This is a genomic window from Psychrobacillus sp., assembly GCF_056205495.1.
In genome coordinates this window covers 1-14,302 of sequence record NZ_JBAEAP010000608.1, presented here as the reverse complement: position 1 = coordinate 14,302, position 14,302 = coordinate 1, and the positions used below count along the sequence as shown (strand labels likewise).

Here is a 14,302-nt window from a genome sequence, read left to right as displayed (position 1 = left end):
AAAGATAGAGAAAAACTACCGAAATGGATTTATATCATACTGATATTGACTGCCATTATTCTGTTACTCTTCCCTCTTGTGCTAAGCTTCCTTAACAACTAAAGGGTATTTACTTTAGGCTATGCTAAAGGGTTTCTGTTTCTCAAATCAGTTAATTTAGCCTAAAAAAAAGACTATAGATAAACTTAAATTTCTTTAAGTTTATCTATAGCCTAAGCTAATCTCCTTAATAGAGAATAGCGGTTAATTAGTTAATCCAGTTGTTAGCATCTTTAGCGTAAGAAACTAATTCTTCTTGTTTGAAGAATAAGCCAATTTCACGTTCAGCGCTTTCAGATGAATCAGAACCGTGGATAATGTTTTTACCAACAGTTACTGCGAAATCTCCACGAATTGTTCCTGGAGCAGACTCTTTAGGGTTAGTAGCACCCATCATTAAACGAGCTGTTGAGATAACATTCTCGCCTTCCCAAACCATTGCAAAAACTGGTCCAGAAGTGATGAATTCAACAAGTTCTCCGAAGAATGGACGCTCTTTGTGCTCACCGTAATGTTGTTCTGCTAATTCAGTAGGAATTTGCATTAATTTTGCTCCAACTAATTGGAATCCTTTTTTCTCGAAACGACTAACGATTTCACCGATTAGGTTACGTTGTACGCCGTCAGGTTTTACCATTAAAAATGTTTTTTCCATTATGAACACTCCTTCAAATATAAAATGGATTTTATTTCTCCACCGTTAAAAATACTATCATTACAGCCAGTTAATTTCAATTAAAAGTTACGTTTACTCATAAATAATGCGACATTTTGCAAGGATTTCTTTGCAGAATTTGACGGAAGCTGCTTCACCTCATGTAAAGCCTTTTGCAAATACATATTACTTACTTGTTTTGCTCTTTTAATACCTTCCGATTGTCGGATCTCTTTAAGCAACAATTCCATATCTTTCTCTTCGATATCACCATCGAAAACCCTTTTCAACAACGGATAGATAGCTGGATCATTTTTTGAGTATATCACTGGTAAAGTAATATTACCTTGAAGTAAGTCTCCTCCAGCTGGTTTACCTAACTCCTCCTCAGTGGAAGTGAAATCGAGGATATCATCGATAATCTGGAAAGACATTCCTACATAGTAACCAAATCTCTTAAGATGCTTAATAGTCTTTTCATCAGCACCTGAGGAAATTGCACCCAATTCACAGCTTGCTGAGATGAGGATTGCTGTCTTTCTTTTAATTCTTCTTAAATAGTCCCGGACCGTCTGATCAACAAATCCCTTGTCCTCAATTTGTATGATCTCCCCAATACAAAGCTCGACCATCGTATTAGAGAGAACCTCATGAGCATATGTATTTTTTACTGCTGTTATGTATTCGATAGCCTTAGCGAAAAGAAAGTCACCTGTATACATAGCTACTCGATTGTTCCATTGAGACTTCACAGTTTCTCGGCCTCTTCTAGTTTCAGCATCATCGATCACATCATCATGGACCAAGGAAGCCATGTGTATCAACTCAACAGAAACAGCAACCTGCTTAATAGACTCTATAGAATAGTCGCCAAATTTAGCTGAAAGCAGTACAAATACAGGGCGGATTCTTTTTCCCCCTGCGAGCAACAAATGAAGCGAGGCCTCATTCAATAAGTGGGAGGAAGAATTCACAGCTGCTGCTAATTCATTTTCAATGACTTCTAAATCCGATTTTAGGTCGGAATAAAGCATTTTTAATCTCATCTTATCCACAGAAACAAACCTTCCCCTACTTAAAAATCTTTCTTATAGCCAATATGTCGGGCAGCTGCACCACCACTGTATGGTTTACTACTCACGTTAACCATACCTACTGTTTCAAATAACTGAGTTAGCTCAGCTCTATTTGGAAATTCTTTTGCGGACTCTTGTAACCAAGAATATTCTTTATAACTCTTAGCAAATAGCTTTCCGAAAACTGGCATAATGTATCTAAAGTAAAAGCGGAATCCTGCATTAAAGAGTTTGGAATCTGGCTGAGAGGTTTCTAAACAAACAATCATGCCACCCGGTTTAGCTACTCGGTTCATCTCCTGTAGCACTTGTTTATAGTCGGGAACATTTCGCAAGCCAAATCCAATTGTCACATAGTCGAATGTATTATCCTCAAAAGGCAGCTCCATTGCATTACCATGAATCAATTCAATTTGTGGTATATCTTTTACTTTTTCTTTTCCTACATTTAACATATTTTGACTGAAGTCTAATCCTTTAACTGTACCAGTAGGACCAGCAGCCTTTGCTAAAGCGATCGTCCAGTCAGCTGTGCCACAACAAACGTCTAAGGCACTGCTTCCTTCTTTGACCTGCATAGCTTTCATCGTGTCGCCCCGCCAGCTTTTATGTTGCTGAAAGCTTATGACAGAATTCATAGAATCATAGTTCGTGGAAATCTTCTCACAAACCTCGTGGACATGTTGTTCTTTTGTTTTTCCCATCTGTTAAACCTTCTCTCAACTGCTCTTTATAGCTTGTTCGGTTACTCGCTCTAAAATAGCATGCTTTACATTTTCTTTTAATATAGTGGAGTAGCGCACTTCCCGCACCAAATTATTTTCTACCGTTTCTATTTCCTCACGAAGCAAATCGATCTTTGTCTGCAACAGGAAGGAATTTCGGATATAGAATGTTTCTTCCCTGTTTTCAAAGGCATGTAACTCTCTTCTTAAGGCTATAAGGAGTAATGCTTCCTTCATGATAAAGATATATTCATGATACGAAAAGTATTCCATGAATTGCTCAATTGGCTTACTTTCAATCAGCTGTATAGACTGAATAAGGTCTTCGAAAGGATAAGCTAGGTGGTCATAAAATTTTGTTTTGTGCTCTGTGATAGATGAGACTCCAGCAGAAAAAATCTGAATCAGCTCTAGTTGCTTTCCCTTCGCCAGCAGCTGATAATATTTTCCACTGTAATAATCTCCCGCCAATACTTGTAATTGCTGCTCTTTGGTGGTCGCATTTTGCTCCTTTACTAAATCGTGAGCTGCAAGAGCTGCAAAAATCAATGAGACAGCAATCGTCGCTTGATTGTTTGAGTCATCCCACTGTTCTCCATTTAGCATGGGTAAAAGCGTAAAGAACAAACGTTCTTCGTCGATAACAGGCATTCCTGCATATTTTAACAGAGTATTATGTTGTATTTGCATGAGAATATCTCTTTTGTTTTTTTCTAAATGATGTTTTATCAAAGATTCATTCATACACTTTACTCCATTTCCCAATCGCAGTTAGCATTAGTCTGTCACGACATATATAATTTAACTCGCGATTATTGGCCTTTTAAATTATTTATTTCTTAGATTCACTTTTAATAATACCGTTGTCTGTATGAATGGAAGCTTTGCCTCTTATCTTCATAGCAGATGTATGCTCTGTAAATTGAGCAATCATCACTTCACCTGTATCAAGCTTTTCGGAATGATGGAATTTTGTATCCGTACCTCGGGTTAAACCGATCACTTGTACTCCATCTTCCTCTGCCTTTATAACGATAAAATCTGAACTAGACATTACAATAGTCTCCTTTGTTCATAATCTAAATTCATCATACCATATTCTCATCGAACCTCAAAAGGAGTTATTTCATTTGGATAAATGATAAAACCTCTGAACGCTTGATATCGTCTGTTTCATAGATACCTCTTGCTACAGCAGTAACGGTCTTAGCACCAGGTTTTTTAATCCCGCGCATGGTCATGCACATATGCTCTGCCTCTATCACAACATAGACTCCATGAGGGTTAATCATTTCCATAATATCATTAGCAATCGTAGAAGTGATTCTTTCTTGAAGCTGTGGCTTTCTTGCTGTCACTTCCACGGCTCTAGCGAGTTTACTTAGGCCGGTTACAACGCCATCTCTAGGTATGTATGCAACATGTGCCTTACCATAAAAAGGAACAAGGTGATGTTCGCACATGGAGAAAAAAGGTATATCTTTCACTAAAACTAATTCCTCATGCTCTTCATGAAAAACCGTCTTGAAATGTTCTTTTGGATCTTGGTGTAGTCCTTCAAACATCTCAGCATACATTTTAGAAACTCTTTTTGGAGTATCCAATAATCCTTCTCGATTAGGATCTTCTCCTACCGCTTCTAAAATCATTGTTACTGCATTTTCTATTTTTTTCAGATCGACCTTCGTCATCTGCTGACCCCCCAGAAAAAACTGCATAATATGTCGTATGTATCTTAGCATATGAAATGAATATAGGAAATTAATTTCACTTCATACAACAAATTTTTATTATATAATAAATTGAAAAGAACGGCTACTATGAAGCAAGCTTCACAGTAGCCGTTCTATGTACTACGACACCATTATTTTACAGCATCTTTAAGTGCTTTACCTGGTTTAAAAGCAGGCACCTTGCTAGCAGCGATATCGATTTCTTTACCTGTTTGTGGATTACGTCCTTTACGTGCAGCACGTTCACGAACCTCAAAGTTACCAAAACCGATCAATTGAACTTTTTCACCATCTGCAAGAGCAGTTTGAATTGATTCAAATACAGCCTCAACTGCTTTAGTTGCGTCTTTTTTCGATAATTCTGCAGCCTCTGCAACAGAGTTCACTAATTCTGTTTTATTCATACTATTCACCTCCTCTCAAAGGAAGATAAGCATCAATCCTGTAAAAAGAGTATCACAACAGAAATCCCTTCGCAACACTATTTATCCGTGTTTAGGCAACTTTCCTTAAAAAGAACGTAAAAAAAACAAAGAAAAGGACTTTTTGCATAGGCACAAAAAGTCCAAATCCGTATTTTATAGAATAAAGGTAACCATCCCACGGTCTCCCTCATTTACCATTCTTTCAATTGTTTGGCGCATTCTTTTCTTAGCAACCTGACTTACACTTTCCGTTTTATACCGTATACTTTCCTTCATAACCTCTAACAGAGACGTTCCAAAAACCTGCGTTGCCCAAAGTGCATCTCTATCATGTAAGAATCCATGCTTTAAGTCTTTTAAAAGCTGCTGACTGTGGAATTCTGAACCTAAAAGCGGAGCAAATTCTGCTTCCATATCCACTCGAATGATATGAAGCGAAGAAGCCTTAGCTTTTAAGCTGACTCCAAAGAAATTATTTTGTTTAATAATTTCTGGTGCAGTAGGTTGGAAATCCTGAATGGATGGAAGTGACACACCATACCCTGTCGTATTAGCTGCTTCTAGCGCATCCGCAAACCGATGATATGTCTTTTTAGCTGTAGACGCCTCCTTGACAAACAATAGCCAATCTTTCTTGGAAGTAATTGGCTCATCAAGCCATTCATCACAAACCTCTTGAAATACTTCAGGCTTTAAATCTATTTGAATACAAGCAGAACCTCTACCAGGATCTGCCTCTATAACCTCTGCAGACTTGATAAATGGGACTTCCTTAAATTTTTCTGCAAGCTCCTTCACGTCTCTCATTTTGGAGACAATTTGCAGCCATTCTTGTAAGGAAGTAGTAATTTGATTGTTAACAAAATGATCTGGCTCAAGTACATCTGTCCAATCAGGCTTCATCAATTCAATGTCCGTTATCGGAAATTCATATAGCGCCTGTTGTAGTATGTACTGAATTTCCTCTGCTGTCATTCTATCCACAGCAACCGGAATTACAGGTACTTCATGAGTTTTTTGAAGTTCTTCGCACAAATGAAGAGTTTCTAAATGACCTGGCGTTTTGCTGTTAACAACAATAACAAATGGCTTTCCAATTTCCTTTAACTGACCTATAATTTCATCTTCTGCTTTTTCTGCTGCTACCCTAGGAATATTATTGACAGAACCATCTGTTGTAATCACAATGCCAATAGTAGAATGATCCCGAATAACCTTATCAGTTCCAATTCTTGCAGCTTCCTCAAACGGAATTGCTTCCGTATGCCAAGGAGTGTGGACCAGCTTCTGCCCTTCTTCTCCAGAATGGGTTTTAATGCCATCAATCATGTACCCTACGCAATCTACTAATCTAATTTGTAATCGCAGTTGCTCGTCACCCAAGTATACATTCGTACCATGAGCAGGAACAAATTTTGGTTCTGCTGTCATAATGACGTTTCCAGGAGAGCTTTGTGGAAGTTCGTCTTGTGCTCTTAATCTTTCTGATTCGTCAACAATATTCGGTAATACAACTAGCTCCATTACTCTTTTTACAAACGTAGATTTACCTACCCTAACTGGACCTACTACACCAAGGTACACATCACCATTTGTTCTCTCTGCTATTTGTTCATACAGTTTGCTAGACATCGGTATTCTCCTTTCTTCGCAATTTAATATATGCACGAAAAAAACGTTTCATGCATAGAGCATGAAACGTTTCTTATAAGTTATTTGTTTATCATAAAAATAGGTTCGTTATTTTCATCAACCGTATAAGGCAATGAATACGCAGGTACGATTGCAAAGTTATCCGTTATTAAAAAACGAATATCATCACCTGGCTTGACGTCAACCTCTGTCTCTTGAAGCAAACGATAAAGCTCAATAGAATAGTCAACATATACTTTTCCATCGCCCGTTGCTACTAGAGGGAGCAGAGTGTCTGAATAAGGGCTTTGAACGGTAATTTCATCTTTATAACCCATCTTTTTAAAATCTAGCTTATAAACACCTTCTACAATCGTCTCAGCGATAGGACCATAGCCGTTTATCCCTTTGCGATAGTTAATATCTCTCAAAGTATCTGCAATTCGTAAATCTACCAACTTTACAGTTGGGTTTTCCTCTACGTCCATTAATACATATTGATAAATCCCACCTGTTTCATACGAGTTAGCAGGAGCTTTCCCAAGATAGTTAGGAACAATTTTCTTAAAATCTATCGGATATTTTATATATTGATCTGTTTCTTGCTCACGTGTTTTTATAGGCAGCAAGCCACCTGAGGCTTCTTGGAAGCTTTCAACTGCAGTTTGTACGGAATTAAGCTGATCTTCATAAGGTAATAGGTTTTCTGGCTCATAGCCGCCTTTAAAACCACAACCACCTAATACGAGTGTTGTTATAGAAATAGCAGTTAGTAATAGTTTTTTCATTCGAATCTCCTTACTAGGCTTTTGTTGGATTGAAAATGATATAAACCATTGTGATAAAACCAATGAAAAGCAATATGTATGCAACCAGACCAAATATAAACTTTATGAATCTGTTTTGGATTTTTGTTTTAACAAAAAACATAAGCAACATGGCCATAAACATGCATCCCATAGAACCAAAGGATATCCACATTTTGTCCATTGATGAGACTAATAGCAACTGTTCCCCCACCTTTCATGAAAATAGTATATCACATGAAAAAAGAGTTGCTTTTTTATACAACTCTTTTTTATGACAATTTTTAAAACGTCTTATAATCTTCCAGTTCATTCTTCTTTGTACGATGCATTAGGGAATCAACTGCTTGTTTTGGATGTACCTGCTCAAACAGAACAGAATGTAATGCAGCGGTAATAGGCATATCAATAGATTGCTTCTGCGCAAGCTGAAACGCTGCTTTTGTCGTCCTAACGCCTTCCACTATCATACCTACTTCTTCTAGCACCTCATCTAAGCTAGAGCCTTTACCAAGTAGGTTACCGGCTCTCCAGTTACGGGAATGTACACTTGTACATGTCGCTATTAAATCACCCATTCCTGTCAGACCAGAGAAAGTGTACGGCTTGGCACCTAAACTTATACCTAATCTGGAGATTTCAGCTAAACCTCTAGTTATAAGTGCAGCTTTAGCATTATCACCGTATCCAAGCCCATCTACGATACCTGCGGCTAATGCTATGACATTTTTTAAGGCAGCCCCTATTTCTACTCCAATGACATCATCATTAGTATAGACACGGAAGTAATTATTCATAAATAGATCTTGCACTTTTTCTGCAGCAATCATATTATCACTAGCCACCGTAATCGTAGTTGGATGCTGTAAAACTACTTCCTCGGCGTGGCTAGGACCAGATAATACTACAATACCCTCTACCATAGATTCAGGAACTTCCTCAGCAATCATCTCTGATATTCGCTTTAAGGAATCCGGTTCGATTCCTTTTGAAACATGCACTAAAAGCTTTTTGTTTTCCATTAGCTTTACAATATCCTGACAAACTTCTCTAATTGCCTTTGTAGGTACTGCTAACACAATAATAGAAGCATGCTCTATTGCTTTCGTTAAATCGCTTGTAGCTTTAAGATTTTCAGGCAGTATCGTATCAGGCAGGTATTTCTTATTGGTATGATCCTGGTTTATTTCCTCGGTTTGAGTTTCTCTGTGTGACCAGAGAAGGCAATCATGAGAATTATGCGCAAGAACCATCGCTAAAGCTGTTCCCCAACTACCTGCTCCAAGAACGGTTACATTTGTCATCTTTAAGCCCCCTTTGCTAATTATGTTCTAGCACGAGTAATAATTCTTATAGGCGTGCCTTCAAAATCGAATGACTCACGAATGCGATTTTCTAAAAATCTCTCATAAGAGAAGTGCATTAATTCCGGCTCATTAACAAACACAACAAAAGTAGGCGGTTTGATGGCCACTTGAGTAGCATAGTAAATACGCAATCTTTTCCCTTTGTCTGTCGGAGCTGGGTTTCTTGCTACTGCATCTTCTACTACCTCGTTTAGAACGGAAGATTGGACACGCATTGCATGGTTTTCACTTACTTGATTGATAACGGGGAATAAAGAATTCACACGTTGTTTTGTTTTTGCTGATACAAATACGATTGGTGCATAATCTAAAAATTGGAAATGCTCACGAATCTTTTTAGTCATTTCACTCATCGTCTTATCATTTTTTTCAATGGCATCCCATTTATTCATTACAATAATAACTGCTTTACCGCCTTCATGAGCGTAACCAGCGATTTTCTTATCCTGCTCTTGAATGCCTTCCTCTGCATTCAGAACAACTAAAACAACGTCTGAGCGTTCAATCGCCTTTAATGCACGAAGTACAGAATACTTTTCAGTTGTCTCATACACTTTACCTTTTTTACGCATACCAGCAGTATCAATCATTACATAATCTTGATCATCGAATGAGTACTCTGTATCGATAGCATCTCTTGTTGTTCCCGCAATTTCACTTACGATTACTCGCTCGTGCCCTAAGAATGCATTGATTAAAGAAGATTTCCCTACATTTGGACGTCCGATAAGGGAAAACTTAATAACCTCTTCACCGTATTCCTGTTCATCCATATCTGGGAAGTTTTTAGCGACTTCATCTAGCAAATCCCCTAGACCAAGACCATGTGAACCTGAAATAGGGTATGGTTCGCCTAATCCTAGGGCATAAAAGTCGAAAATCATTTCGCGCATATCTGGATTATCAATTTTATTTACTGCCAATACAACTGGCTTCTTTGTTTTATAAAGTATTTTAGCAACGTACTCATCTGCTGCTGTCACACCCTCACGACCATTTGTAAGGAAGATGATTACATCTGCCTCATCCATAGCGATTTCAGCCTGTTGTTTGATTTGCTCTAAAAATGGCTCATCGCTTAATTCAATTCCACCTGTATCAATGATATTGAATTCATGTGTAAGCCAATCTGCTGAGCTATATATACGATCACGCGTTACACCTGGGATGTCTTCCACAATGGATACACGTTCTCCTACAATTCGGTTAAATATAGTTGATTTACCTACATTAGGTCTACCAACAATTGCTACTACTGGTTTTGTCATTAATATTACATCCTTCCAAACTTCGTCTAAACTGTATTATACAACAAAACAATAAAAGCAGGCGACTTTATTGAAGTCACCTGCTTGAATAAGTTAAGATTATGACGAAATCAGCTATTATTATTTGTTAGTAAAGTCTTTTAAACGATCGCCTAGAACATCGCTAATAGAAAAACCTTTCGATTCTTCAGGCATTTGATAATCAGCTAAATTGAACTCATCTTCGTTCTTCACTAGCTCTTTAATACTTAGAGATAAACGTTTTTCTTTGCTGTTTACATCTAAAACTTTTACCTCTACTTCTTGACCTTCTTTCAGCACTTCCTGAGGAGTACCGATATGCTGATGAGCAATTTGAGAAATGTGTACTAAGCCCTCAACCCCAGGGAAAACTTCAACAAAAGCACCGTAAGATACTAATCGTCTAACTTTCCCAGTTAGAACAGATCCTTTTGTAGCCTTGTCTTCTAGATCAGACCATGGTCCAGGTAATGTATCTTTAATAGATAAAGAAATTCTTTCTGCATCTCGATCTATAGACAATACTTTTACCTTAACTTCTTGTCCCTCTTTTAACACATCAGATATGTTATCTAAGTGCTCGTGGGATACTTGAGAAATATGAACAAGTCCATCCACGCCTCCAATATCTACAAAAGCACCAAAAGAAGCTAGTCTTTGGACAGTACCAGGAACAATGTCCCCCGGTTTAATGTTATCTAACGTTTTGTTTTTATTCACTGATTTTTCGTCCTCAACTACTGCTTTATGAGAAAGAATCAATCGGTTTTTGTCTTTTTCTAATTCAACGATTTTAAAAGTCAAAACTCGCCCTTTATAATCTTCAAATGATTCTACAAAATAATCTTCTATTAAAGAAGCAGGTATGAATCCACGGACACCCAAATCTACAACTAGTCCGCCTTTTACAACCTCTTTAACTTCTGTTTCAATAACTTCCCCAGATTGAAACTGTTTTTCTAACGTTTCCCATGCTTTTTCAGCATCGACTTTTCGTTTGGAAAGAACGTAGTTAGATTCTTCTACCTTAGTAATCATTAGTTCAAGTTCATCGCCGATGGAAACGGAGTCGGATGCTTTTTCAATATGCAGGCTAGAAAGCTCGCTAATTGGAACTATACCATCGAAAGGTGCACCTTCAATTGATACAATTATTGATTTCTCATCTACTTGTGCAACCGTCGCTTTAACCAGATCTCCTTCTTTAAACTCTTGCGTGTTTAAGTTCATTTCTTCTGACATATGATATTCCTCCTTCACAACGTCTCTTCTCTATTTTATGCGAACTTTCTCAGAAATACAAAAAGAAGCACTTTTGAAATAGAAATTTCCATCCACTTAATCATTTTAACTTCGCTATCAAACTAAAAAACTGGATAAAAACAAGAGAATATTAAAAGCTAGTGACATATATGCTAGTTTATGAAAATAATTGATTTTCTCTCTCTCAGTAGGATGATCGAGAGCCTCCACACTGTAGCCATGAAAGCAATGTGTTAAGAACAGGTTAAAGTGTTAAAAATCATTTAGTTTTTATATTGGTCTAGTATTTTACCGATGTGTTCCATAATAACTTCTGTAACTTCATCTGCAGAAGCTCTTCTTTCTCTGTACGGCTCCATATCTATAACTTCTCCAAAAACTATTTTTAAACGTCTAAAAGGTTTATATGGTCCAATAATTGCACATGGCACTACGTTCGCATTTCCTCTGAGGGCAAAAAAACCAGCACCACTAAAACCTTTTCCTAACTTTCCATCCTTACTTCTTGTTCCTTCCGGAAAAAGCCCTACAACCTCTCCTTCTTTTAAAAGCTTTAACGCTTTTCGAAGAGCATCACGGTCGCTCATTCCTCTTTTTACTGGGAATGCTCTTACACCCGGTAGTAAACTTTTTAATACAGGTATTCTAAAAAGCTCTTCCTTTGCCATGAAGTTAACAGGTCGCGGTGCATTAATCCCAACGACAGGAGGATCTAAATTTTCTATATGGTTTGAACAAAGCAAAATCCCTCCCTCTTTTGGGAAATTTTCAGCTCCTATTACTTCAAATCTATATATTGGTTTTAACGCTGCAAAAACAATTGTTTTCGCAAAGGAATACAGTTCCAACTTAAACCATCCTTTCTTTTGCCAACTGCATAATCTTATTAGAAACTTCATGAATCGTAAGAGATGTGGTATCAATGAAAATAGCGTCTTTTGCTTTGATCAGAGGAGATGCTTCTCTCTCGCTATCCAGTTTATCTCTTAATGCGATATCATGAATTAATTCTTCTAAGCTTGTATGAATTCCTCTTTTTTCGTTTTCTAGAAATCTTCTGTTTGCTCTTTCTTCAACACTTGCAGACATAAATATTTTAAGTTCAGCATTTGTAAGGACGTGCGTTCCAATATCTCGTCCATCCATTACCACTCCACCAGATTTACCCATTTCAATCTGTCTTTTCACCATTTCTTCTCTTAAATCAGCATGAGCTGCTACAACTGATACGTTCGAAGTGACTTCTTTTGAACGTATTTGGTCCGTTACTTCTACGTTATCCAAGAACACAAGTTGTCCTTTAGAAGATGGCTTAAGCTCAATAGAGGTATCTTTTAGAAGCTCAGTTAGTTTGCTTCCATCTTGCAAATTTATGTTAAGTTGAAGTGCTTTATACGTAATTGCTCGGTACATTGCTCCTGTATCCACATATGTATAACCTAATAATTCAGCCGTCTGCTTCGCTATCGTGCTTTTACCTGCCGCTGCTGGACCGTCAATTGCTATTTGAATTTGTTTCATCATTTTATCCTCCACTCTATTCGCCTATATTTTATCACAGAATAATACGAAAAAAAAAAGCCTGTAAATACAGACTTTTAACTTAGTCCTTTTTTTCGCATAAGCAACTGTCTTTCAAAGCAAAAACGAACGATTTGCTGCCTGTCCAAATCATCTGTATTCGTAAATTGTAAAGACGCAATTTTTAACGTTTCTCTCTCCCAGATGCGTATGACTAAAGCAGTAGTAAATACATATCTCATCTCTCCATTATTAAAAGATAATGGAATAATTAAAGATACCTCATCTCCACCACTAAATTTCACATCCTCATTTAGAATGATGGCTACCCCACCCGCACTTATGTCATCTGTTACCGATTGATATTTTTCATCTCCAAATTGTATCGCAATATCGATTGGTGATACAACTCTTACAAAATTACGCCTCTGTATTTTCATAAAGTCTTCCGTGTCTGGATAAGACAGTCTTATCATTGGAATTTGTCCTAACTTTCTTCCTAACACTTCTGTCGGAAAAGCAAAGACAGATTTCGTTTCTTCTATAAACGTGGCACGTAATTGAGTGCCTTCCATCATGACAACGGTTTTGTTGGTAATTGTATCTATAGGATAATCGACATATAGAAAATGATCATCCATATCTACTACTTTACAACGATATTTCTCAGCTTTCTCTGTGAAAGTTGGCTCAAGTATTAAATTTGTTCCTAGTTTAATTTGCATAATTTTTACCCTCTTAAATGTCATATTAATTTTATTATGACATTTAAAGAGGGAGAATTCTATATATTATTTTAAGGTAATTTTTCTGAATGCAGAATCTCATGTGATTCTGTATCAATATACACTCTATATGTTCCAATGTCATCACTTCGAGTAAGTAACTCATATGCTAGACGCTGCTGTAGTTGATCGTTCTCAACGTAAGCCATTTTTACTTCTTCTATTTTTTGATTATCAGCGAATATGGTTTTATAATCTAAAGGAATTACTTTTTGTTCTGCTATTTTTTCCTCTTGAATATATTCCATTGCATTTAATCCTAGTAACTCTCCATTGTCTTTTGCAATTTTTAAATGTAATCCATCAGCATAAACGATTGCATCATTTTCTGCGTCCTTCCGAGCAAATGCTAAATGCCATGCAATGTGGTTTTCACGGAATTCTATAAGCTCCGTATCTGTATATCCTAACTTCTTCATATAATCCAAAGCATTTTTTTTCATGCTTTCCGTATCAATAGCATTTTTATCAAAAGGTCTTTCCATTAGAAAGGATAATAAATGGCCTCCCTTTTTTGTAAAATCGGCGTAACCAATACGAATGTCCTTATGAAACTCAATATGGTAGAAGGGATATGGAGCATCCTTTCCACTTTCTGTAATGTAAATTTTAGCATCCGCTAGTTCTGGAAAAATCTTTGCAAACTTAGCTTTTACATCCTCTACGCTTACTGGTTTATCCGAAATATGTTGTAAATCCTTTTTCTTCTGTTGATCGGTTTCACTTGCTGTCATTGGAAAATCGCTTTCCGTATATGCTTTAACAGATGCACCTAGGGATTTCCAATTCTTTTCGTTTTCTTTATTAACTTTATTTTGTACAAAGGAACTAACAATGTAATCTTTGTTTCCATCGTTTCTATTTGTGAATGCCCATTGGTCGGCCAAGCTTCTTAAATTTTCACGTGCACTTACCATATTGCCTTGCCACTCTTCGATTGGTACTTTTCCTGTTCTAACTTGAGTAGCTCCATTACCTATTCTCGT

General features: G+C 37.1%; 17 protein-coding genes. All 17 read right to left on the bottom strand.

What is annotated here, in order from left to right; genetic code table 11:
* Positions 1 to 247 precede the first annotated feature (247 nt).
* The gene (gene ndk, locus AC06OU_RS17400; protein ID WP_169359576.1) at positions 248 to 694 is read right to left on the bottom strand and encodes a nucleoside-diphosphate kinase; all 447 of its coding nucleotides are present in this window, start codon (positions 692 to 694) and stop codon (positions 248 to 250) included.
* An 80-nt stretch (positions 695 to 774) separates the two neighbouring features.
* Positions 775 to 1,740 (bottom strand): heptaprenyl diphosphate synthase component II, encoded by a 966-nt coding sequence (gene hepT, locus AC06OU_RS17395; protein WP_285841705.1) that lies wholly within the window; start codon positions 1,738 to 1,740, stop codon positions 775 to 777.
* Between the two features lie 29 nt (positions 1,741 to 1,769).
* The gene (locus AC06OU_RS17390) at positions 1,770 to 2,474 is read right to left on the bottom strand and encodes a demethylmenaquinone methyltransferase (RefSeq protein WP_475857449.1); all 705 of its coding nucleotides are present in this window, start codon (positions 2,472 to 2,474) and stop codon (positions 1,770 to 1,772) included.
* 15 nt (positions 2,475 to 2,489) lie between these two features.
* A complete protein-coding gene (locus AC06OU_RS17385) occupies positions 2,490 to 3,239 on the bottom strand; it encodes a heptaprenyl diphosphate synthase component 1 (protein WP_475857447.1) in 750 nt (249 codons plus the stop codon).
* 88 nt (positions 3,240 to 3,327) lie between these two features.
* Positions 3,328 to 3,549: a trp RNA-binding attenuation protein MtrB gene (gene mtrB / locus AC06OU_RS17380; RefSeq protein WP_169359579.1), complete on the bottom strand. Its 222-nt coding sequence runs from the start codon at positions 3,547 to 3,549 to the stop codon at positions 3,328 to 3,330.
* A gap of 67 nt (positions 3,550 to 3,616) precedes the next feature.
* Positions 3,617 to 4,186, bottom strand: coding sequence for a GTP cyclohydrolase I FolE (gene folE, locus AC06OU_RS17375; protein WP_475857444.1), 570 nt, complete (start codon positions 4,184 to 4,186; stop codon positions 3,617 to 3,619).
* Between the two features lie 173 nt (positions 4,187 to 4,359).
* Positions 4,360 to 4,632 carry an HU family DNA-binding protein gene (locus tag AC06OU_RS17370; RefSeq protein WP_169359581.1) on the bottom strand — a complete coding sequence of 91 codons (273 nt, stop codon included), beginning with the start codon at positions 4,630 to 4,632 and terminating at the stop codon, positions 4,360 to 4,362.
* A 174-nt stretch (positions 4,633 to 4,806) separates the two neighbouring features.
* The gene (gene spoIVA, locus AC06OU_RS17365; RefSeq protein WP_475857441.1) at positions 4,807 to 6,285 is read right to left on the bottom strand and encodes a stage IV sporulation protein A; all 1,479 of its coding nucleotides are present in this window, start codon (positions 6,283 to 6,285) and stop codon (positions 4,807 to 4,809) included.
* A gap of 80 nt (positions 6,286 to 6,365) precedes the next feature.
* Entirely contained in the window at positions 6,366 to 7,073 is a 708-nt protein-coding gene (locus tag AC06OU_RS17360; protein ID WP_169359583.1) for a hypothetical protein, read from the bottom strand.
* A 13-nt stretch (positions 7,074 to 7,086) separates the two neighbouring features.
* Positions 7,087 to 7,266 carry a DUF2768 domain-containing protein gene (locus tag AC06OU_RS17355; protein WP_277347097.1) on the bottom strand — a complete coding sequence of 60 codons (180 nt, stop codon included), beginning with the start codon at positions 7,264 to 7,266 and terminating at the stop codon, positions 7,087 to 7,089.
* Between the two features lie 109 nt (positions 7,267 to 7,375).
* Entirely contained in the window at positions 7,376 to 8,395 is a 1,020-nt protein-coding gene (locus AC06OU_RS17350; RefSeq protein ID WP_475857439.1) for an NAD(P)H-dependent glycerol-3-phosphate dehydrogenase, read from the bottom strand.
* Positions 8,396 to 8,415: 20 nt separating this feature from the next.
* Entirely contained in the window at positions 8,416 to 9,726 is a 1,311-nt protein-coding gene (gene der, locus AC06OU_RS17345) for a ribosome biogenesis GTPase Der (protein WP_475857436.1), read from the bottom strand.
* A gap of 120 nt (positions 9,727 to 9,846) precedes the next feature.
* Entirely contained in the window at positions 9,847 to 10,989 is a 1,143-nt protein-coding gene (gene rpsA, locus AC06OU_RS17340; RefSeq protein ID WP_169359586.1) for a 30S ribosomal protein S1, read from the bottom strand.
* 284 nt (positions 10,990 to 11,273) lie between these two features.
* Positions 11,274 to 11,858 carry a lysophospholipid acyltransferase family protein gene (locus AC06OU_RS17335; protein ID WP_475857434.1) on the bottom strand — a complete coding sequence of 195 codons (585 nt, stop codon included), beginning with the start codon at positions 11,856 to 11,858 and terminating at the stop codon, positions 11,274 to 11,276.
* A gap of 1 nt (position 11,859) precedes the next feature.
* The gene (gene cmk, locus AC06OU_RS17330; protein ID WP_205964054.1) at positions 11,860 to 12,534 is read right to left on the bottom strand and encodes a (d)CMP kinase; all 675 of its coding nucleotides are present in this window, start codon (positions 12,532 to 12,534) and stop codon (positions 11,860 to 11,862) included.
* 74 nt (positions 12,535 to 12,608) lie between these two features.
* Positions 12,609 to 13,256, bottom strand: coding sequence for a flagellar brake protein (locus AC06OU_RS17325; protein ID WP_475857431.1), 648 nt, complete (start codon positions 13,254 to 13,256; stop codon positions 12,609 to 12,611).
* A 71-nt stretch (positions 13,257 to 13,327) separates the two neighbouring features.
* On the bottom strand, positions 13,328 to 14,302 hold a 975-nt coding region (locus AC06OU_RS17320), incomplete at its 5' end, for a PepSY1/2 domain-containing protein (protein WP_475857429.1).

Excerpts from the sequence above, each read along its gene's own strand:
- AC06OU_RS17355 (WP_277347097.1), bottom strand. The coding sequence starts at position 7,266 with ATGTGGATATCCTTTGGTTCTATGGGATGCATGTTTATGGCCATGTTG.
- AC06OU_RS17360 (WP_169359583.1), bottom strand. The coding sequence starts at position 7,073 with ATGAAAAAACTATTACTAACTGCTATTTCTATAACAACACTCGTATTA.
- folE (WP_475857444.1), bottom strand. The coding sequence starts at position 4,186 with ATGACGAAGGTCGATCTGAAAAAAATAGAAAATGCAGTAACAATGATT.
- spoIVA (WP_475857441.1), bottom strand. The coding sequence starts at position 6,285 with ATGTCTAGCAAACTGTATGAACAAATAGCAGAGAGAACAAATGGTGAT.
- ndk (WP_169359576.1), bottom strand. The coding sequence starts at position 694 with ATGGAAAAAACATTTTTAATGGTAAAACCTGACGGCGTACAACGTAAC.
- cmk (WP_205964054.1), bottom strand. The coding sequence starts at position 12,534 with ATGATGAAACAAATTCAAATAGCAATTGACGGTCCAGCAGCGGCAGGT.
- AC06OU_RS17385 (WP_475857447.1), bottom strand. The coding sequence starts at position 3,239 with ATGAATGAATCTTTGATAAAACATCATTTAGAAAAAAACAAAAGAGAT.
- rpsA (WP_169359586.1), bottom strand. The coding sequence starts at position 10,989 with ATGTCAGAAGAAATGAACTTAAACACGCAAGAGTTTAAAGAAGGAGAT.
- AC06OU_RS17390 (WP_475857449.1), bottom strand. The coding sequence starts at position 2,474 with ATGGGAAAAACAAAAGAACAACATGTCCACGAGGTTTGTGAGAAGATT.
- AC06OU_RS17350 (WP_475857439.1), bottom strand. The coding sequence starts at position 8,395 with ATGACAAATGTAACCGTTCTTGGAGCAGGTAGTTGGGGAACAGCTTTA.
- der (WP_475857436.1), bottom strand. The coding sequence starts at position 9,726 with ATGACAAAACCAGTAGTAGCAATTGTTGGTAGACCTAATGTAGGTAAA.
- AC06OU_RS17370 (WP_169359581.1), bottom strand. The coding sequence starts at position 4,632 with ATGAATAAAACAGAATTAGTGAACTCTGTTGCAGAGGCTGCAGAATTA.
- mtrB (WP_169359579.1), bottom strand. The coding sequence starts at position 3,549 with ATGTCTAGTTCAGATTTTATCGTTATAAAGGCAGAGGAAGATGGAGTA.
- AC06OU_RS17325 (WP_475857431.1), bottom strand. The coding sequence starts at position 13,256 with ATGCAAATTAAACTAGGAACAAATTTAATACTTGAGCCAACTTTCACA.
- hepT (WP_285841705.1), bottom strand. The coding sequence starts at position 1,740 with ATGAGATTAAAAATGCTTTATTCCGACCTAAAATCGGATTTAGAAGTC.